At 41.1% G+C, this 18,642-nt stretch carries 23 protein-coding genes; 17 read left to right on the top strand and 6 right to left on the bottom strand.

Going from position 1 to position 18,642, the window contains the following annotated elements:
- Window positions 1–73: 73 nt before the first annotated feature.
- The 3 genes from BUF13_RS14855 to BUF13_RS14845 all read left to right on the top strand — a co-directional run bounded on the left by BUF13_RS14855 (window position 74) and on the right by BUF13_RS14845 (window position 3,397).
- Window positions 74–865 (top strand): (Fe-S)-binding protein, encoded by a 792-nt coding sequence (locus BUF13_RS14855; RefSeq protein WP_073572615.1) that lies wholly within the window; start codon window positions 74–76, stop codon window positions 863–865.
- 75 nt (window positions 866–940) lie between these two features.
- The gene (locus BUF13_RS14850) at window positions 941–1,429 is read left to right on the top strand and encodes a hypothetical protein (RefSeq protein WP_073572614.1); all 489 of its coding nucleotides are present in this window, start codon (window positions 941–943) and stop codon (window positions 1,427–1,429) included.
- 36 nt (window positions 1,430–1,465) lie between these two features.
- Window positions 1,466–3,397, top strand: coding sequence for a CHU_0125 family OmpA-like outer membrane integrity protein (locus BUF13_RS14845; protein ID WP_073572613.1), 1,932 nt, complete (start codon window positions 1,466–1,468; stop codon window positions 3,395–3,397).
- A 147-nt stretch (window positions 3,398–3,544) separates the two neighbouring features.
- Here the strand turns inward: BUF13_RS14845 and BUF13_RS14840 are convergent, their stop codons facing one another.
- Genes BUF13_RS14840 through yihA form a run of 3 tightly spaced genes read right to left on the bottom strand, consistent with a single transcriptional unit; the run spans window position 3,545 to window position 4,985 of the window.
- The gene (locus tag BUF13_RS14840) at window positions 3,545–3,859 is read right to left on the bottom strand and encodes a hypothetical protein (RefSeq protein WP_073572612.1); all 315 of its coding nucleotides are present in this window, start codon (window positions 3,857–3,859) and stop codon (window positions 3,545–3,547) included.
- Window positions 3,860–3,897: 38 nt separating this feature from the next.
- Entirely contained in the window at window positions 3,898–4,335 is a 438-nt protein-coding gene (locus tag BUF13_RS14835) for a DUF5606 family protein (protein WP_073572611.1), read from the bottom strand.
- Between the two features lie 38 nt (window positions 4,336–4,373).
- Complete coding sequence (yihA, locus tag BUF13_RS14830) at window positions 4,374–4,985, bottom strand: ribosome biogenesis GTP-binding protein YihA/YsxC (RefSeq protein ID WP_073572610.1); 612 nt, start codon at window positions 4,983–4,985, stop codon at window positions 4,374–4,376.
- A gap of 123 nt (window positions 4,986–5,108) precedes the next feature.
- On the opposite strand from yihA, the gene ubiE reads away from it, so the two are divergent.
- The 8 genes from ubiE to lolA1 all read left to right on the top strand — a co-directional run bounded on the left by ubiE (window position 5,109) and on the right by lolA1 (window position 12,721).
- Entirely contained in the window at window positions 5,109–5,831 is a 723-nt protein-coding gene (ubiE, locus tag BUF13_RS14825; RefSeq protein WP_026955149.1) for a bifunctional demethylmenaquinone methyltransferase/2-methoxy-6-polyprenyl-1,4-benzoquinol methylase UbiE, read from the top strand.
- Entirely contained in the window at window positions 5,780–6,586 is an 807-nt protein-coding gene (gene porT / locus BUF13_RS14820) for a type IX secretion/gliding motility protein PorT/SprT (RefSeq protein ID WP_073572609.1), read from the top strand. Before ubiE ends, porT begins: the two co-directional genes overlap by 52 nt.
- Before the next feature lie 52 nt (window positions 6,587–6,638).
- The gene (locus BUF13_RS14815) at window positions 6,639–7,397 is read left to right on the top strand and encodes an SDR family NAD(P)-dependent oxidoreductase (protein WP_073572608.1); all 759 of its coding nucleotides are present in this window, start codon (window positions 6,639–6,641) and stop codon (window positions 7,395–7,397) included.
- Window positions 7,398–7,400: 3 nt separating this feature from the next.
- Complete coding sequence (locus BUF13_RS14810) at window positions 7,401–8,144, top strand: M15 family metallopeptidase (protein WP_073572607.1); 744 nt, start codon at window positions 7,401–7,403, stop codon at window positions 8,142–8,144.
- Complete coding sequence (locus BUF13_RS14805; RefSeq protein WP_073572606.1) at window positions 8,144–8,353, top strand: hypothetical protein; 210 nt, start codon at window positions 8,144–8,146, stop codon at window positions 8,351–8,353. The genes BUF13_RS14810 and BUF13_RS14805 overlap by 1 nt, the downstream gene beginning before the upstream one ends.
- A gap of 91 nt (window positions 8,354–8,444) precedes the next feature.
- Window positions 8,445–9,485, top strand: a complete 1,041-nt coding sequence (locus BUF13_RS14800) for a quinone-dependent dihydroorotate dehydrogenase (RefSeq protein WP_073572605.1) — start codon at window positions 8,445–8,447, stop codon at window positions 9,483–9,485.
- A gap of 53 nt (window positions 9,486–9,538) precedes the next feature.
- Window positions 9,539–12,034 (top strand): FtsK/SpoIIIE family DNA translocase, encoded by a 2,496-nt coding sequence (locus BUF13_RS14795; RefSeq protein WP_073572604.1) that lies wholly within the window; start codon window positions 9,539–9,541, stop codon window positions 12,032–12,034.
- Between the two features lie 33 nt (window positions 12,035–12,067).
- On the top strand, window positions 12,068–12,721 hold the full coding sequence (gene lolA1 / locus BUF13_RS14790; RefSeq protein WP_073572603.1) for an outer membrane lipoprotein periplasmic chaperone LolA1: 654 nt from the start codon (window positions 12,068–12,070) through the stop codon (window positions 12,719–12,721).
- 57 nt (window positions 12,722–12,778) lie between these two features.
- Here lolA1 and BUF13_RS14785 read toward each other — a convergent pair whose 3' ends face one another.
- The 3 genes from BUF13_RS14785 to BUF13_RS14775 are packed head-to-tail and all read right to left on the bottom strand — an operon-like array spanning window position 12,779 to window position 14,337.
- On the bottom strand, window positions 12,779–13,345 hold the full coding sequence (locus BUF13_RS14785) for an anthranilate synthase component II (protein ID WP_073572602.1): 567 nt from the start codon (window positions 13,343–13,345) through the stop codon (window positions 12,779–12,781).
- Window positions 13,326–13,883: a CvpA family protein gene (locus BUF13_RS14780; RefSeq protein ID WP_073572601.1), complete on the bottom strand. Its 558-nt coding sequence runs from the start codon at window positions 13,881–13,883 to the stop codon at window positions 13,326–13,328. Before BUF13_RS14780 ends, BUF13_RS14785 begins: the two co-directional genes overlap by 20 nt.
- 1 nt (window position 13,884) lies before the next feature.
- Window positions 13,885–14,337, bottom strand: a complete 453-nt coding sequence (locus BUF13_RS14775) for a GatB/YqeY domain-containing protein (protein ID WP_073572600.1) — start codon at window positions 14,335–14,337, stop codon at window positions 13,885–13,887.
- Between the two features lie 60 nt (window positions 14,338–14,397).
- Here BUF13_RS14775 and BUF13_RS14770 point away from each other — a divergent pair, with 60 nt between their 5' ends.
- The 6 genes from BUF13_RS14770 to BUF13_RS14745 all read left to right on the top strand — a co-directional run bounded on the left by BUF13_RS14770 (window position 14,398) and on the right by BUF13_RS14745 (window position 18,614).
- Window positions 14,398–15,114, top strand: a complete 717-nt coding sequence (locus BUF13_RS14770; RefSeq protein WP_073572599.1) for a pyridoxine 5'-phosphate synthase — start codon at window positions 14,398–14,400, stop codon at window positions 15,112–15,114.
- Window positions 15,115–15,177: 63 nt separating this feature from the next.
- Window positions 15,178–15,528: a four helix bundle protein gene (locus tag BUF13_RS14765; RefSeq protein ID WP_073572598.1), complete on the top strand. Its 351-nt coding sequence runs from the start codon at window positions 15,178–15,180 to the stop codon at window positions 15,526–15,528.
- A 62-nt stretch (window positions 15,529–15,590) separates the two neighbouring features.
- Window positions 15,591–16,349: an alpha/beta fold hydrolase gene (locus BUF13_RS14760; RefSeq protein WP_073572597.1), complete on the top strand. Its 759-nt coding sequence runs from the start codon at window positions 15,591–15,593 to the stop codon at window positions 16,347–16,349.
- Window positions 16,350–16,364: 15 nt separating this feature from the next.
- Window positions 16,365–16,808: a DinB family protein gene (locus BUF13_RS14755; RefSeq protein WP_073572596.1), complete on the top strand. Its 444-nt coding sequence runs from the start codon at window positions 16,365–16,367 to the stop codon at window positions 16,806–16,808.
- A 22-nt stretch (window positions 16,809–16,830) separates the two neighbouring features.
- A complete protein-coding gene (locus BUF13_RS14750) occupies window positions 16,831–17,541 on the top strand; it encodes an SAM-dependent methyltransferase (protein WP_073572857.1) in 711 nt (236 codons plus the stop codon).
- A gap of 2 nt (window positions 17,542–17,543) precedes the next feature.
- Window positions 17,544–18,614: a dipeptidase gene (locus BUF13_RS14745; protein ID WP_073572595.1), complete on the top strand. Its 1,071-nt coding sequence runs from the start codon at window positions 17,544–17,546 to the stop codon at window positions 18,612–18,614.
- The last annotated feature ends 28 nt before the right edge of the window (window positions 18,615–18,642 follow it).

Below are 18,642 nucleotides of genomic sequence, written 5' to 3'. Positions count from 1 at the left end.
CAGATTTCAGATTTCAGATAAGGAAACTTGGCATCCATTTTCAGGTTTCATTTTTAAAGAAAAAAAATAAAATATGTCTACATATAAAGTTCCAACGATGGCCGAAATGGCCTCAAAAGGAGAAAGTCCAGAAGTCCTGTTTTGGGTAGGTTGCGCCGGTTCATTTGATGAAAGATACAAGGCCGTTACTCAGGCTTTCGTTAAAATCCTCAATAAAGTCGGGGTTTCTTTTGCTGTGCTTGGCCCGGAAGAAACCTGTACTGGAGATCCCGCCAGACGCGCTGGAAATGAATTCCTATTCCAAATGCAGGCTGTTGCAAATATTCAAGTCATGAATGGTTACGAGGTAAAGAAAGTAGTCACAGCCTGTCCTCATTGCTTCAACACCATCAAAAACGAATACCCAGCTTTGGGTGGCAACTATGAGGTAATCCACCACTCCCAGTTTCTTCAGCAATTGATCAATGAAGGAAAAGTCACTTTAAAAGGCGGTGGAGAATTCAAAGGCAAAAAGATCACCTTCCATGACTCCTGCTATCTCGGACGTGCCAATAATGTCTATGAAGCTCCTCGAGAAGTGATCAAAGCTTTGGATGTGGAATTGGTAGAAATGAAAAGATGTCGTACCAAAGGCCTATGTTGTGGTGCTGGAGGAGCTCAGATGTTCAAAGAACCAGAGCCAGGCAAAAAATACATCAATGTGGAAAGAACTGAAGACGCTTTGGCAACCGGAGCTTCAGCGATTGCAGTTGGATGCCCTTTCTGTCTCACGATGATGACTGACGGGGTCAAAAACAAAGAGAAAGAATCTGAAGTCAAAGTTTATGATTTGGCTGAAATGATTGCCAAAGACATGGGAATTTGATTTTCAAAAATGAATCAATTGGACCCTTTTTGCCGTTAGGTAGAAAGGGTTTTTATTTGCCTAAAATTTACACACATGTACATTCCATTTGAATCCATGCCTGAATCCAGCCGAGTTTGGCTGTATCAATCAGAAAGAAAATTTCGTCCTGAGGAACAAAGCTTCATAGCTGAAAAACTAAGTAAGTTTTGCGAAGGATGGAATGTGCATGGAAATCCACTTCCGACTTCTTTTGAAGTATTGGACGAACAAATTATCGTCTTGGCAGTTGATGAATCTCAAGCTGGCGCTTCCGGTTGTTCGATTGACAGCTCAGTGAGAACTTTGAGAGAAATCGAAAGTCAACTTCAAGTCGATTTGACCAACAGTGGAAAAGTCAGCTTTAAATCTTCAGCTGGATCTATTGTAGTCACCCCAGCTTTGGGAATCAAATCAAAAGTGTTAGCAGGTGATATTCAGGAAGAAACACCTATCATCAATCCAATGATTCAAATCAAAGCAGACCTTCCTAACATTTGGATTTCAGCCGGAAATAGTTGGTTAAACAAATTCTTTCCAAATTAATTAGTAATATTCAGGATAGATCATCAAAGCAGCTCGATGAAAAACAATTTTTTGTGGACTATACTCTCTGTCTTCCTTCTTTTGGGAGCTTGTAAAAGCATCCAGGAAAAAGGAACAGATCAATTTCTTTCCGGTCAATACCAATATGCAATTGGTACCTTTTCTCAAATTCTGGAAGCTGATCCAGAGAACTTGGAAGCCAATGAAAAGGTAGCTGAGAGTTATCGCCTATCCAATCGAGTGGAGCTAGCATCCCCTTACTATGAGAAATTGGTGGAAGAAGACCCTTCCTTTGAGCGCTACTTCTACTTGGGGCAAAGTTTAAAAGCCCAAGAAAAAGATGAAGAGGCAAAAGCTGCTTTTGAAAATGCTAAAGGATATACCCAAAGCGAAGAATTACTTGCAAGAATCCAAAGAGAAATAGAAGGAATTAACCTAGCTGCGGGAATTGAAGACTATTGGCCATACCATGAGTTGGTCAATTACAAAGAATTAAACACCGCTGGAGCAGATTACGCACCGGTCGTTTCAGAGGACTTTTTATATTTCACCAGTGGCAGACAAGCATCTGGAATCTACCCTGCCACAGGAATGCCATATACCAAACTCTTTCGAACCAGAATTGAGGAATTAAGAGTTGATGTAAGCGGAATCAGAGCTTTACCTGAATTCCAAAATGAAGAAGGTTTGGATCAGGCCTCCATCGCCATCAGCCCGGATGGAAACACTATTATTTACGCCCGAGGAAACTCTACCTCCCCAAAAGACTTACCCGAAACAGCTCTTTTTGCCTCTTATTTCAGAGGAGCGGGATTTACACAGCCGATTTGGTTACCGGTAAATGAAGACGAATCTTGGTGGAACTCTACTCCTGCTTTCAGCCCTGATGGAAGCGAATTGTATTTTGCTTCTAACAGACCAGGAGGATATGGAGGTATTGACTTATACAAAGCTACCAAATTGGCAAATGGAGACTTTGGAAATGCTGTAAACCTAGGTCCAAACGTCAATACTCCAGGAAATGAACTTTTCCCAAGAATGGCTCCTGACGGAAAATTCTTCTTTGCTTCAGATGGCCATCCAGGCTATGGAAAGTTGGATCTTTTTGTGGCCGAAATGGGAAAAGATGGTAAGCAAAAAATCACAAATCTGGGAGAAAACATCAATAGCAAGTCGGATGATTTCGGAATCTTTTTCACCGAATATCCTAAGGAGGGATTCCTTTCTTCTAACCGAGAAGGCGGAGCCGGTGATGACGACATCTATTATTTCGAAGACAAAACTCCAAAACCAAAAATCATCAACGTCCTCCTAACAGTGACTACCAAGGAACGAGTAGCTGGAGAACCAGATCAAATTTTAGAACAGGCGAGAGTGGTCCTTTACGATGGATCCAACAAGCAAATTGGCGGTGATTTCTCCAATTCTACGGGTAGAGTTCGCTTCACAATGGAGCCTCAATCAGATTATACAATTATCGCTTCGAAGAACGGATACTTCTCCAAATCCATCCCTTACACCACTCGAGGTAAGACTCCTGACCCTGCAACCTTGGTACAGGATGTCACCAATGTATCTTTGGATACCATGCTGGTTTTGGATCAGTTGATTTTGGATAAGTCCATCATTTTGGAAAACATCTACTACGATCTGGATAAAGCAGATATCCGAGCGGATGCGGCAGTAGAATTGGATAAATTGGTTCAAATCCTAAAAGATAATCCAAGCATCAGAATCGAATTAAGCTCTCATACGGACTCCAGATCCTCGGATGACTACAACCAAAACCTTTCTCAGAGAAGGGCTCAATCTGCTGTAGACTACATCGTTTCTCAAGGAATCGACAAAGATAGATTGGTAGCCAAAGGATACGGAGAATCTCAGTTGATCATTCCAAATGCCACTACGGAAGAGGAACATCAAGTCAACCGTAGAACTGAGTTTAAGGTGATTGAAATAAAGGAATAAAATATTGCTAGATGCCCGGTGAGCGATGTCCGATGCTTGATACATTGTACATTGTACTTGGTACTATTTTCTTGCCGGAAGCTTAAAGACAGGAGACGGAGGACATAGCCCAGCAACCGACAAAGGATGTTCGATCAGCTCAAAATATCAGGAATACTTCCTTCTCGTTTCGATCTTTTGCTTTTGCCGATCCCAAAGAGCTTTGGCCAAGTCATCAGCCACCAATTCAGGATCAGATTCATTCAGGATTTTCTTCAATTTCCCTTCTCCCAAATCTATTCGATAGCAGATTTGTAGCAATCGCTCAAAATCCCTATTCAACATCACTCCTATAGCTTTGGCAAGCATCTGGATGTAGGTTTCTTCGGATGTATCAGAAACAGTCTCTGGCAATTCAACTTCCTTCTGAAACAATTCGAAAGCTGCTTGGGGAACTGGGGTTAATTCCTTTTTATCTTGCATAGGATCAAAAAAGCCCCGAATTAATCGGGGCTTTCATTTTATGATTCTTTTTCTTCTGTTTCCTCGGAAGACTCTTCGGACTCCTGTAGAACTTCAGGAGCTTGAATCCTGATAATTTTGTACCAAGAGATCAATTTCTTGATATCAGAAGTATAAACTCTGTCCTCATCTACATCTGGAAGCACGTGCTTCATGAAAGCTCTCAACTCGGTATCATCTGGATTAGAATCCAGTCCTAAATCACCTTCGAATTCAGCTTCGATTTTCTTCATCACTGACTCTAAAGGCTCTGCACCTTCTTCAGTCAAGGTATAAATAGAGATATCGCTCAAAATGGATACTCGCTGGGACATCCCTGCTACCAATTTTCCTTTTTTAGCATCAAGGCTTTCCAAGATCACTCCTGTTCTAGAAGGCTTCAATACTTTGTACAATCCGGGCTTACCAGATACTGTGGCTATGTCTTTAAAATTCATCTGCTTTAATTTTCAGCTTGCAAATATAGAATTTGAGATTAAATCATCTCTTCATTTTCGTATTCATTAACCAATCCCATAATGAAATCAAGCAATTCATCCTTGCCGTCTCCTGTTTCTGAACTGGTTACAAAATAATCAGGTGTTTCTTCGAAAATCTCTCTCATCTTCTTTAGAAACTTCTGAATATTCTGCTGGGTTTTATTTTTGGACTGTTTATCTGCTTTGGTAAACACTATCGCTGTTGGCACACCTTCAGTTCCACACCAAAGCAAAAATTCCAAATCGATTTTTTGAGGCTCCAGCCGACTGTCGATCAAAACAAAAACTCCACAAAGATTTTCTCTTTTTGTCAAGTAAGTACTGATCATCTGCTCCCAGCCCAGCTTTACTTTGACATTGACTTTGGCGAAGCCATATCCCGGTAAATCCACCAAGAACCAACGATCATCAATTTTGAAATGATTAATCAATTGAGTTTTTCCCGGCTTCTGGGAGGTTTTTGCCAATTCCTTTCTATTGGTCAACATATTGATCAGGGAGCTTTTTCCCACATTGGATCTACCAATGAAGGCTACCTCTGCCCGATCTGGCTTTGGACAATTTCCTGGGTTGGTGTTCGAGACTACAAATTCTGCTTTATGGATCATGATTTTCGAGTTCGTCACAAAAATAAGGCTTTATTCTTTGACATTCGAATCGTTAAGGTGTGCAACATTTTTCGATTCCTCGGGTTTCTTGAGTAATATTGCATCCCATTAGATTGAAAAACGATGTCTGTCGTCCCTTACAAAGATAAAGAAGACCCAAAAAAAGCCCAGGTGGCTGAGATGTTCAACAATATCAGCCCTAAGTATGATTTGCTAAATCATGTCTTGAGCATGGGCATTGATATCATCTGGAGAAAAAAGGCAATCAAAATGCTTCAAAAGCATCAGCCTAAGTTAATTCTGGATATTGCTACAGGTACTGGTGACTTTGCGATCGAAGCTTTGGCACTGAATCCAGATAAAATCATCGGGGTGGACATTTCTGAAGGAATGCTTTCAGAGGGTCGCAAAAAAATGGAAAAAAGAGGTCTTCAGGATAAAATCGAGATGCAACTCGGAGATTCAGAAGGATTACTTTTTGAGGATAATAAGTTTGATGCTGTCATCGTTTCTTTTGGAGTTAGAAACTTCGAAAACTTGGAAAAAGGACTAGCGGATATGTACAGAGTTTTGAAACCAGGCGGCAAAACTGTCATCTTGGAATTCAGTAAACCAAAGGCATTCCCGATGAAACAAGCTTATTCCTTTTATTCCAACACCATTTTGCCTCAAGTAGGAAAGATTGTATCCAAGGACAATTCTGCGTATACTTATCTTCCAGAATCCGTACAGGCATTCCCGGATGGTCAGGACTTTCTTGCGGTATTGAAAAAGGTAGGATTTCACAGCACTGTATGCAAACCATTAACTTTCGGAATCAGCTCAATCTACGTGGGGGAAAAATAATTCCCCTGGTATTTTTTGCGATTCTTTTTACTTCCAGCTTTTCATTTGGACAGGGGATTTTCGGTCTGACCAGTACTTCTGGTTCTGACGACAAAACCATTTCCTATGGATTTTTCTTAGCTGGTCACAACACGACCTACCGTATCGAATATTCCGATGATTTTATAAACGGGGTGGATCCAGCCGCTCCTAATGTAAGAGCAATTTTCCCAAAATATTCTCCGGGATTTTCTTTGGGATTTATTGGGATGCTGCGGTTTCATGATCAGGTCCAGCTCCTATTCACTCCCAAAGTGGGCTTCTACGAATTCAATACTGAAGTCCAGTATTTTGCCGATCAGACAGCCCTGGTGGAAGACATAGGAGGAGATACTGGGACTACGGAAAATTTAGGAAATATTGTAGAGTACAAGTCTGAAGCGACCTTGGTTGAGCTTCCCTTGCTTTTGAAATACAAATCAGTTCGATTCAATAATACCAGAATGTATTTTTTGGGAGGCGGAAGCTATCAGTTCCGCACAAAATCGCAGGATGAGGCCAATTTGGAAGACTTAGTGACAACCGGACAGGATTTTACAATCGAGATGGGAATGGGCTTTGAGATTTATTTCAAATATTTCAAGTTCGCACCTGAAATCCGCTTTTCCCATGGTCTAAACAATCTTTACCAAGCGGAAAACTCCAATCCTGCATTTAGGGATGCCATCGCTTCGATCAGGCGAAAAACCATTACAGTTTATTTAAACTTCCAGTAACCCAACCTCTTTCTAGGTTTTAGATATTTCTCTTTTCCCTTAAATTCAAGGCATGGAAAGAAAAATAGCAATGGTAACAGGCGCGACTTCCGGAATCGGCAAAGCTTGCGCACTCATTTTAGCCAAAAACGGATTCAATATCATCGCCACTGGAAGAAGGGCCGAAAGATTGGATGCTTTGAAAAACGAGGTCCCTGAAGGCATCGAAGTACTCCCATTAGTTTTTGACGTAAGAGACAAGGAATCTGTTTTCAAATTGATCGAAAACCTTCCTGACAACTGGAAAAAAATTGATGTCCTACTCAACAATGCAGGAAATGCCCATGGCCTTGATCCGATCCAGACTGGAAGCCTTGATGACTGGGACGCGATGATGGATATTAATGTGAAGGGATTGCTTTATGTTTCCAAAGCTGTGATCCCTGGAATGACTGAAAGAAAATCTGGAACAATCATCAATATCGGTTCGATTGCTGGCAAGGAGGTTTATCCCAATGGAAACGTGTATTGCGGATCAAAACATGCCGTAGATGCCATTACTAAGGGAATGAGAATAGACCTAAATCCATTTGGCATCAAAGTAATTGCCATCCATCCGGGATTGGTAGAAACAGAGTTCTCTGTAGTTCGATTCAAAGGAGACGAAGAAAAGGCAGATAAAGTATACCAAGGCTTTGATCCATTACTAGCCCAAGACATTGCTGAAATCGTTGAGTTCTGCGTCAATCGACCAGCACATGTCGTTTTGGCTGATATCGTCGTTTTACCAACAGCGCAAGCCTCCGCTACCATTGTCAACAAAAACCTATAAACCTTGAAATACTTTTCTTTCCTTCTTCTGATCATTTCCATAGCCTGCTCCGCTCCAAAAAGTGATCAAGAAACCTTTTCTGAGCAGCAAAAAGCCGAACCAAAACCTCTTTCTGCTCCAGACCCAGAACCTATTTCTGAATTGGAGCAAGCCTTGATAGATCAAGGTTTAAGCAACGTGAAAGGTATAATTCCGGGCATCAAAGTAGATCTCAAATACTCCACTACTGACAATTTCTTTGGTCAGGATGTCTATGGTGATTTGACTGAGGCGTACCTCCAACCAATTGTAGCAGAGCAATTGAAAAAGGCTCAGGAAATGCTTCAGGCGGAAAATCCTGACTATACTCTTCTGATTTATGATGGAGTGAGACCAAGATCAGTTCAACAGATTTTATGGGATAATTTGGACAAACCGGATAGTCTCAAGCCTTTGTATGTAGCTGGTCCAAAAGTAGGAAGTTTGCACAATTATGGAGTAGCAGTGGACTTGACAATTTTTGATACTAAAGCTGATTCAGCCTTAGATATGGGAACTGGCTATGACTTTTTTGGGTATCCAGCCTATCCTGATCGAGAAGAACAAATGCTAAAAGAGAAAAAACTAGAACCGAAACACATAGTCAACCGTACGCAATTGAGAAAAATCATGAACTCCAATGGATTTTCTGGAATCGGATCCGAATGGTGGCATTTCAATGCCTATTCCAGAAAAGAAGCCGGAGAAAAATTTAAAATTGTAGAGTAATGTTCAAGCTATTTTTTAAAAACCTCAATCAAAGAAAAAGACTTTTAGTCCAATTATTAATTCTCAGCTTTTGGGCTGGAATCTTAGGTGCATTTTTCAAAATTAATGGCAATCCAAATGGGGAAATCCTATTGATTGCAGGAATGGTCACCCAAATTATCTCTGTGATCGGATTGGTAAGTAAATGGTCAATTGAGGGACCCAAATAATTCTTTTCAGGTTTTGCTGATTTAGCTCTTTGGAAAGCTCAATTCCGACTGGGAATATTACCTTTGCAGTTGGAAAAAAATCAAGCGAATCGTGTATAAATCCCTGCTCAAACCACTCTTTTTTCTTAAGAAACCTGAGGATGCTCACCACTTTACTACCGCCCTGACCAAATTCAGTTTCAATTTCCCGATTGTTTCTTCTATTGTGAAGTCTACTTTCAAATTGGATGATCCAAGACTGGAAAGGGAAGTCTTTGGTTTGAAATTCAAAAACCCAGTGGGCTTGGCAGCAGGATTTGACAAGGATGCCAAGGTGATAGATGAGATGGCCATGTTGGGATTTGGGTTTATAGAAATCGGAACTTTAACTCCAAAACCACAAGATGGAAATCCGCAACCGAGATTATTCCGTCTTCCTCAGGATGAGGCCTTGATCAATCGAATGGGTTTCAACAATGGAGGGGTTACTGAAGCTGTTGAAAGACTGAAAAAGCGAAAATCTGATGTTTTGGTAGGTGGTAACATCGGCAAAAACAAAGTCACCCCCAACGAAAACGCGGTAGATGATTATTTGATTTGCCTGGAAGCGCTTCATCCTTATGTGGATTATTTCGTAGTCAATGTAAGCTCCCCAAATACTCCAAACTTGAGAGATTTGCAGGAAAAAGAGCCTTTGAAAGCCCTGCTTACTGCCGTAAAATCCGCAAATGACGCAAAGGAAAAACCAAAGCCGATCCTCTTGAAAATCGCTCCAGATTTGACAGATGGACAATTGGATGACATCATCGAAATCGTCAAAGAAACAGGAATTGACGGAGTGATCGCCACCAACACAACCATTGACCGTAGCCAATTGAAAACGGACAAAAGTGAAGTTGAAGCGATTGGTGCAGGTGGGGTCAGTGGAAAAGTTTTGAAAAACAGAAGTACAGAAGTAATCCGATATCTATCAGAGAAATCTGGCAAAGCCTTCCCTATCATTGGAGTGGGAGGAATTTATTCCGCTGAGGATGCGATTGAGAAATTAGAAGCTGGCGCAAGCTTGGTTCAGGTTTATTCAGGCATGATTTATGAAGGACCTGGTTTGATCAAGAGCATCAAAAAGGGATTATTGGCTTATTTTTCAAGGTAATTAGCCTAAATTCCCTCTAAGCCTTAACTATTAATCGGATTTGAATTTCATACATGGCCACCAATTCACCCAGGACCAATACTTTTAGGAAAAAAGGAGAAAAAGCTAAAAAGTCCAGCTCAAGCAAGACGAGTTGGAAGCCTTCATTTGGAGGATTCAAAAGCTCAAAACTCGTTTTGACATTAGGAATCATCCTGATGTCTGCTGGGATATTTTTGTTTATCGCCTTTATCAGTTATCTCCTCAACGGACCTTCTGACCAAAGCTTGGTCATGAACAATCCTACCGAGGAAATCAGAGAAACCGCCCGTGAATCCAGAAACTGGCTGGGGTATTTAGGTGCACAGGCTGGGCATTGGATGATCTACCGCTGGTTTGGTTTGGCAGCATTCCTATTCCCTCCCCTTTTGTTTATCCTAGGATTCAGATGGGCATTTAAGTTTTCCATCGTCTCATTAACCAGATATGCCACCTTCGCCTTATTCTTCACATTTTGGCTCGGATTGCTTACCGGATATATTGTCATTTTAGTCCAAGGCTACTCTTATTGGAGCTTCCTTTCAGGTGGTTTTGGATATGAATTGGCGAAACTTTCCTCCGATTTCTTGGGCTGGGGCACCTTTATTTTGATTGCTGGTGCCTTATTAATTTTCGTGATTTTTTTCTTTGACATCGATAAACTGGATTGGTTCAGCCTCAAAAATACTGGCGACGACATCCCTTATGACGAGGAAGAATTAGCCTCTTCTGAGGACATCGCTATCAAGCCAAGTGCTAAAAATGATGATCCATTTAATCTCGAGGAGGAAGAAGAGGATATTGAGGATGATGGCTCTGAATGGGTAGTCTCTGGAAACGATGCCCCAATCGAACTTTCAACAGAAAAGACAGAAGTCAAAGAGGATGATTTGTTTGATGTCCCTCAAGTCGATTTATTAAAGGAAACCAAAGAGTCAAAACCTGATCCTGTAGCTGAAGAAAAACAATTCTCGGTTACAAAGCCTGTACATGAAGAAAAAACTGCAGAAGAGGTTGAAAATCTAGATCCCTACGATCCAACCTTAGACCTTCCTCGATACAAATACCCTACACTTGACCTACTCAATGAGTATGATCTTCAGAAAGTCACTGTAACCAGGTCTGAGCTTGAAGAGAATAAAAACAAGATTGTTGAGACACTTGAAAACTTCAAAATCGGAATTCAAGAGATCAAGGCAACTATTGGTCCGACAGTTACTCTCTACGAAATTGTCCCTGAGCCCGGAGTAAAAATCTCCAAAATCAAAAATCTGGAGGATGATATCGCCTTGAGTTTGGCAGCTTTGGGAATCCGTATCATTGCTCCAATTCCTGGGAAAGGAACAATTGGTATTGAAGTTCCTAACAAAAACCGTGAATTGGTTCCGGCCAGAGCTGTTTTGGGAACTGAGAAATTCATGCGCTCCGACAAGGACCTTCCGATTGCTTTAGGAAAAACTATCTCAAACGAGGTGTTTGTTGGTGACTTGGCTAAAATGCCTCACCTTTTGATGGCAGGTGCTACTGGTCAAGGTAAGTCCGTCGGCTTAAACATGATTTTGGCTTCTTTGATTTACAAGAAGCATCCAGCGCAATTGAAATTTGTCTTGGTTGATCCTAAAAAAGTGGAATTGACGCTTTTCAACAAGATTGAGAGGCATTTTTTAGCAAAACTTCCTGGCTCGGAAGAGGCGATTATCACCGATACAAAAAAGGTAATCTACACCTTGAACTCCCTTTGTATCGAGATGGATAACCGATACAACTTGCTGAAAGATGCCGGAGCCAGAAACCTCAAGGAATACAATGCGAAGTTCATAGCAAGAAAGCTAAACCCTGAAAAAGGGCATCGCTTCATGCCATATATCGTCTTGGTGATTGATGAGTTGGCGGATTTGATGATGACTGCTGGAAAAGAGATCGAGGCTCCTATCGCACGATTGGCTCAGCTAGCTCGAGCGATCGGTATCCACTTGGTAGTTGCGACCCAAAGACCTTCGGTAAATGTGATCACGGGTATCATCAAGGCAAACTTCCCTGCTAGACTTTCCTTCCGTGTGACTTCCAAAATAGACTCCAGAACAATCCTTGATGCCGGTGGAGCAGATCAATTGATTGGTATGGGAGACATGTTGCTTTCACAAGGTTCTGATATGACTCGTTTACAATGCGCATTTTTGGATACTCCTGAAGTAGACGCGATTTGTGATTGGATTGGAGAGCAAAAAGGATATTCAGACGCCTATCTTCTTCCTGAATTTGAAGGAGAGGATGGGGAAAGCAATATCGGAGAAGTAGACCTTTCAGATCGAGACCCTTTATTTGATGATGCTGCTAGATTGATTGTTATGCATCAACAAGGAAGTACTTCATTGATTCAGAGAAAACTGAAATTAGGATATAATCGTGCTGGAAGAATCATTGATCAATTGGAAGCAGCTGGTGTAGTAGGCTCTTTCGAAGGATCCAAAGCTAGAGAAGTATTGATCCAAGACGAGGTTAGTTTGGAACAGTTATTGAATAGCCTGTAAGTACCGAATTCGAACACTGTCGGTATCATACACATGAATAAACTAGCCCTGGTTTTTACCTTATTTCTTTCCATAATTTTCGTTTCCAATTCTTTTGCACAAAAGGATCCAAAGGCAAAAACTGTCCTGGATGCCATGAGTCAAAAGTTTCAAAGCATGAATGGCTTTACTGCTGAATTTGACTTTGTTTTTCAGGATGAAATTGGAGCCAGTGACCGCCAAAGCGGTGAAATCGCTGTGAAAGGAGAGCAATACCGATTGAAACTTCCTGAGCAGGAAATCTTCAACGACGGCAAAACAGTATGGACCTATATCCAATCTGACGGATACAAAGAAGTAACCATCAACGACGTTTCTCAGATGGAAGGTGAATTGACTCCTTCAAATATCTATCGGATGTATGAGTCAGGATTTGATTACAAACTAGTCGGAGAAAAGCAATACCAAGGAAAGTCCGTTCAGGTAGTGGAATTGATTGCAACTTCTAGCAATAGCCCATTCGAAAGTGTCAAATTGATGATTGATAAAATCAGCAAAGATCTTTTGGGTTGGGAAATGTATGATGGTCAAGGAGGAATGTTTTCCTATACCTTCAAAAACTTGAAGCAAAACGCAAATTTACCTGCGACCTACTTTGCTTTTGATGCTAAAAAATATCCAGGAATAGAGGTAATTGATTTGAGGTAAAAGTCAGGAAATAGGATGAGGGAAGCTGGAAGTTGAAGGTTCCTAAGTAAAGTTTTCTTACTTTCTAAATTCTCCAAGCCAAGCCTGAATCAGCTCCAAGCCATACTCACTTAACAAGGCTTCTGGATGGTACTGAACTCCCAAAATCGGCAAAGATTCATGTTGGATCCCCATGATTTCATGAGATTCTGTTTCCAAAATCGGAATCAAGGACACAGGCAATCCCTCTAATTGCAGGGAGTGATAGCGGGTGACTTTAAAGCTTTCCGGGAATTTTTTCAGAATAATGGGATCCCCAATCTTTCGGACTTCTCGCACTTTTCCATGTGTTGGGAAATCGTTTTTGATGATTTTGGCTCCAAAAAATTCTCCTATCGCTTGATGCCCGAGACAAACTCCCAAGACTGGAACTTTTTGATAATATCTTTCAAAAATATCCATCAGATTTCCTGCATTTTTGGGAATGCCGGGACCTGGGGAAAGTATTAATCCATCAAAAGAGATTTTTTCAACTTCTTTCACAGAAATATCATTCCGAACAACCTTCAGCTCCTCTCCTGTTTGACGGATCAGGTCCGCTAAAATGTAACTGAATGAGTCAAAATTATCTATTAGTAGTAGCATCTTTGATCTTCTCCACAAACTCCTCCAACTTTCTTTTGGTTGATTCGACCTCTGGAACATAAGGTTCAATCCAATCAATAATAGCTGGGGCCCAAGGCTCAATATACCCTACCAATTCGGAGTCTTTTTCCAAGTCAATCGCCCAATCCAGATCAAATTCTTTGGTCATCCATAGGAATAAGCTCAAAAAGAATCCCGCTTTAACCACTCCAAACAGGATCCCTGCAAAGGCATCAAATGTGCCTAAAATGGTCAGATCCATGACTTTTTTCAACGACCAGCCAACCGTGTTGATTAAAAGTATACTGATCAAAAAAATAAGGAAGAAAGCTGTGGTTGGGTAAGCCATATTAATGGACTCTACATTTTGATCGAGCCAAGTGACCATCGGGTCCATAAAATAGAAACCCAATATTACTGCCACTACAAAGCCAACTAAACCGAGGATTCCCAAAAGGAACCCTCGTTTATATCCTTCGAAAGCTCCTATCAAAAGAACTCCGGCAATGACAATATCTGCTAATGATTTAATCTCCAACTTAGCTATTCAAAAGTGATTTTACTTTATCAGCAATAGCCTTGCCATCTGCTTTTCCAGCCAATTGCTTGCTTGCTACACCCATTACTTTGCCCATTTCTTTTGGACTTGAGGCTCCGGTTTGAGCAATAATATCTTTTACAGCTTGAGTCAATTCTTCATCAGACATAGCAGCTGGCAAAAACTCCTGAATCACTTTCAATTCAGCGATTTCCACTTCGTGAAGATCAAATCTTCCTTGTTGCTCATAAATATCTGCAGAGTCTTTTCTTTGCTTGGCAGCCTTCGTAAGAAGCTTCATTTCATCTTCAGCAGACAAATCTCCTTTGGCTCCTCCTTTGGTTTCTTCCAATAAAATCAGAGATTTGACAGCTCTCAAAGCAGTCAGTCTGCTCTTATCTTTGGCGATCATTGCTGATTTAATTTCGCTTTCTATCTTCTGCTTTAAACTCATTACTCCTAAGTTTGTGTTATACGATTGTTATTTTGACAAAAATACCTTTTTGACTCATTTATGACTAAGCTAAGCGTAAATATTAACAAAATCGCCACTATCAGAAATGCCAGGGGAGCAAACAATCCCAATTTGGTACAGGTGGCATTGGATGCTGAAAGATTCGGCGCACAAGGAATTACCGTTCACCCGCGTCCTGATGAAAGACATATCCGATACCAAGATGTAATGGATCTTTCGAAGGTGGTGACAACTGAATTCAACATCGAAGGGTATCCTGACAAACGCTATATGGAGATGGTAAAGTTGGTCAAGCCTGCTCAGGCAACCTTGGTCCCAGATCCACCAGAAGCCATTACTTCCAATACAGGTTGGGACACCATCGCTCATCAAAGCATGTTGAAGGACATAGTGGCTGAACTGAAAGAATCTGGATGCCGGGTATCTATTTTCATCAATCCTGAAACCAAGTTTTTCGAACCCGCCAAGGAAACTGGAACAGACCGAGTAGAATTGTATACAGAGCCTTATGCTTCCCAATTTCATGTAGATCGTGAAAAAGCCGTGAAACCCTACGTGGAAGTGGCCAATTTGGCCAAAGAATTGGGTTTAGGTTTGAATGCGGGACATGATTTGGATTTGGAAAACCTAGCTTTTTTAAAGCATAGCATTCCTTTCTTGGATGAAGTTTCCATCGGCCATGCCTTGATCTGCGATGCTTTATATTATGGACTGGAAAACACCATCCAGATGTATAGAAGAAGGCTGGAAGTTTAACAATTAGTTAACAGATGGCAGTCAACAGTAGTTTAGAATTTAATTTTGAGTAAAGGGAGAATTATGGGATTTAAATTTGAGGATTTAAGGGTTTGGAAATTATCAATTGACCTTTCTACTGAAGTAAATACCCTGATAAAAACCTTTCCTTCAGAAGAAAAATTTATTCTGGCTACTCAAATCCAGCGTGCAGCAGATTCTGTTGCTTTAAATATTGCCGAAGGCTCAACTGGGCAATCAAATGCAGAATTTAAAAAGTTCCTTGGGTATTCTATCAGATCAGGCATTGAGGTAGTAAGCTGTCTGTATCTGGGCCAAAAAAGAAAAATCATCTCCGATAGTGATTTTAAAAAACTTTATAATTCGTACGAAGAATTAATCATTAAACTTCAGGCACTCAAAAACTCAATATAAACAACAAATATTCCCTTATTCCTTCAGCGGTCTGTGGACCATGGACTGTAGACAACAATAACATGCAATTAAACTTTAAAAAAACCGGAAGCGGTAGTCCTTTAATTATTCTTCATGGCCTTTTTGGGTCTGCAGACAACTGGTTTTCTATCGCCAAAGAGCTTGAAAAGGATTATACGCTTTATCTAGTGGATCAAAGAAATCACGGTGACTCCCCACATTCAGATGTTTGGAATTATGATGCAATGGTGGAAGACTTATTGGAATTGGTCGATTCCGAAGGATTAAGGAAATTTTACCTGATGGGACATTCCATGGGTGGAAAAACTGCTATGAAATTCGCGGTTGAACATCCAGACCGAGTGGAGAAATTGATCGTGGCTGACATTGCTCCAAGATATTATCCAATCCATCACCAAACGATCCTAGCTGGACTGAATTCTATCAAATTGGATCAGATCAAATCCAGAAAAGATGCGGATGATCAATTGGCACAATACATTTCTGAGATCGGAATCCGGCAGTTTTTGCTGAAAAGTCTCAGCCGTGATAGCAATGGTTTCGTGTGGAAAATCAACCTTCCAGTAATTACCGAAAAAATCGAAGAGGTTGGTAAATCTCTAAACGAAGGCGAAAAATTTGAAGGCCCAACCCTTTTCTTGGCAGGAGGCAATTCCAATTACATCCAACAAAGTGATCTGGAAGATATCCATGAACATTTCCCCGCTTATGAAATCGAGTTTGTTTCCAATGCTGGCCATTGGTTGCATGCAGAGCAACCAGCGGCAGTTATTCAGGAAATTCGTAGATTTCTAAAATAACCTAAAATCAAATTAATGAAAGAAGCCATGCTTGAGATGCTGGTTCAGGCGGAACTGACCAGCTCAAATCTTCAACAAGTTCAGGATGAACACTGGAATTGGAAATTGAATGCAGAGTCTAATTCGATTGGGTTTATTCTCTTACATATGGGCGAAATCGTCAATTTATTTGGGACATTCTTTGAAATCCCAACCGAGGTTCAAAATACTACAATGGGCTTTGAGGACAATGGACAGGGAAAAGATATCCAAGCCAGCAAAGCTCTAATCAAAAAAGGATTCTCCAACTTAAAGGACCTAATCGAAAGCTCTGAAGAGGAGTACTGGAAAGGGATTATTTTCACTCCATTCTTTGGTGAGGTGAGCCGGTTCCGCTTATTCTCTCATATCCTTTTCCATCACTTTCATCATTCCGGGCAGATTTCTGCCATTATGAAAAAAGGCAGGGAAATTGAATAAGCCTGTCAATAAACCTTCTAAAATGCCACAAGGAAAGCTTTTCTTAATACCCAATGTCCTAGCCGAAAATACTGCGGATGATGTGATCACTCCTCAGGTTCGCGAGGTCATCAAAAACACCAAAATTTTTCTGGTAGAAAACATGAGAACTACCAGACGTTATATCTCCAGCCTAAAACTGGGAGTCAATTTGGAAGAAGTCCATATGGAGATTTTGGACAAAAACACTCCACCCGAAGCCATCAACCGATTGATTCAACCACTTTTGAAAGGAGCAGATGTCGGCATTATCTCAGAAGCAGGATGCCCGGGAATTGCGGATCCTGGAGCTTTGGCTGTGGCGCATGCCCATTCACGGGGAATTCAAGTAGTCCCACTGTCAGGACCTAGCTCGATGTTTATGGCATTGATGGGATCCGGTTTTTCAGGACAATCTTTTGCTTTCCATGGATATATTCCCATCGATAAGAAGGAAAGAGCGCAGGAATTGAGAAAACTGGAAGCTGAATCGCTCCGAGAAAAAAGAGCACAGATTTTTATGGAAACTCCTTTCCGAAACAACCAATTGCTTCAAGATGTGATCCAAAGTTTGACCCCCCAAACCAAGCTTTGCATCGCAAAAAATATCACTGCGAAAGATGAATTGATTCAGACCAAAACCATTCAAGAATGGAAGAAATCAAAAATCGATTTGCATAAAATCCCAACCGTCTTTATCATCCAAAGTTTTTAGCCATGTTTACCATCGACGCCCATTTGGACTTGAGCATGAATGCGCTTGAGTGGAACCGTGATTTAACCAAACCTGTCTCGGAAATCAACGCGAGAGAAGAAGGCTTGACAGATAAACCTGATCGAGCCAAGGCAGTGGTTTCTCTTCCCGAGCTTCGAAAAGGAAATATCGGCTTGGTGGTCGCAACTCAAATTGCCCGATATGTAGCACCGGAAAATTCCCTTCCCGGATGGCATTCACCAGAGCAAGCCTGGGCACAGACTCAAGGTCAATTTGCTTGGTATCAGGCTATGGTTGACAAAGGTGAGATGGCTCAAATTAAAAACGGATCAGACTTAGAGCAGCATTTGGCACTTTGGAACGATGGTCAAGACAATAGCTCAAAACCTGTTGGTTTCATTTTATCTCTTGAAGGAGCGGATTCCATCGTAAACCTAGATTATCTAGAAAAAGCCTACGAAAGTGGCCTTCGAGCTTTGGGACCGGCTCACTATGGACCAGGTCGATATGCTCATGGGACGGATACTTCTGCACCGTTAAATACCCTGGGAAAGGAACTGGTCAAGAAAATGGATGAGTTGGGAATCATACTGGACGCCACTCATTTGTGTGATTTGGCTTTTTGGGATGCTTTGGACATTTATAGAGGACCTGTTTGGGCTAGTCATAATAACTGCCGCTCTTTGGTCAATCACAATCGCCAGTTTTCTGATGACATGATCAAAGCATTGATTGATAGAGGCGCCGTCATCGGGGGTGCTTTTGACGCCTGGATGCTTAGCTCAAATTGGGAAAGAGGAAAATCCACTCCAAAGGAAAGAGATGTAAAAATTGCCACTGTTTTAGATCATTTGGATCATATCTGTCAAATTGCTGGAAATGCAAATCATATTGGAATTGGCTCGGATTTGGATGGGGCATTTGGCCGTGAGCAGTGTCCTTGGGACTTGGAAACCATCAGTGATTTACAGAAAATCCCTGAGCTTCTGAAAGCTAGAGGTTATAACGATTCAGATATCTCCAAGGTGATGCATGGTAATTGGTTGAACTTTTTAAGGAAAAATTGGGGATAACAGGGGCACTTTTGTACAAATCATTCAT

This window comes from Algoriphagus zhangzhouensis (assembly GCF_900148515.1).
In the GTDB taxonomy this organism is placed as follows: domain Bacteria; phylum Bacteroidota; class Bacteroidia; order Cytophagales; family Cyclobacteriaceae; genus Algoriphagus; species Algoriphagus zhangzhouensis.
Note: the sequence above shows the minus strand (reverse complement) of the source record. Positions and strands in the feature narration are given on the sequence as shown.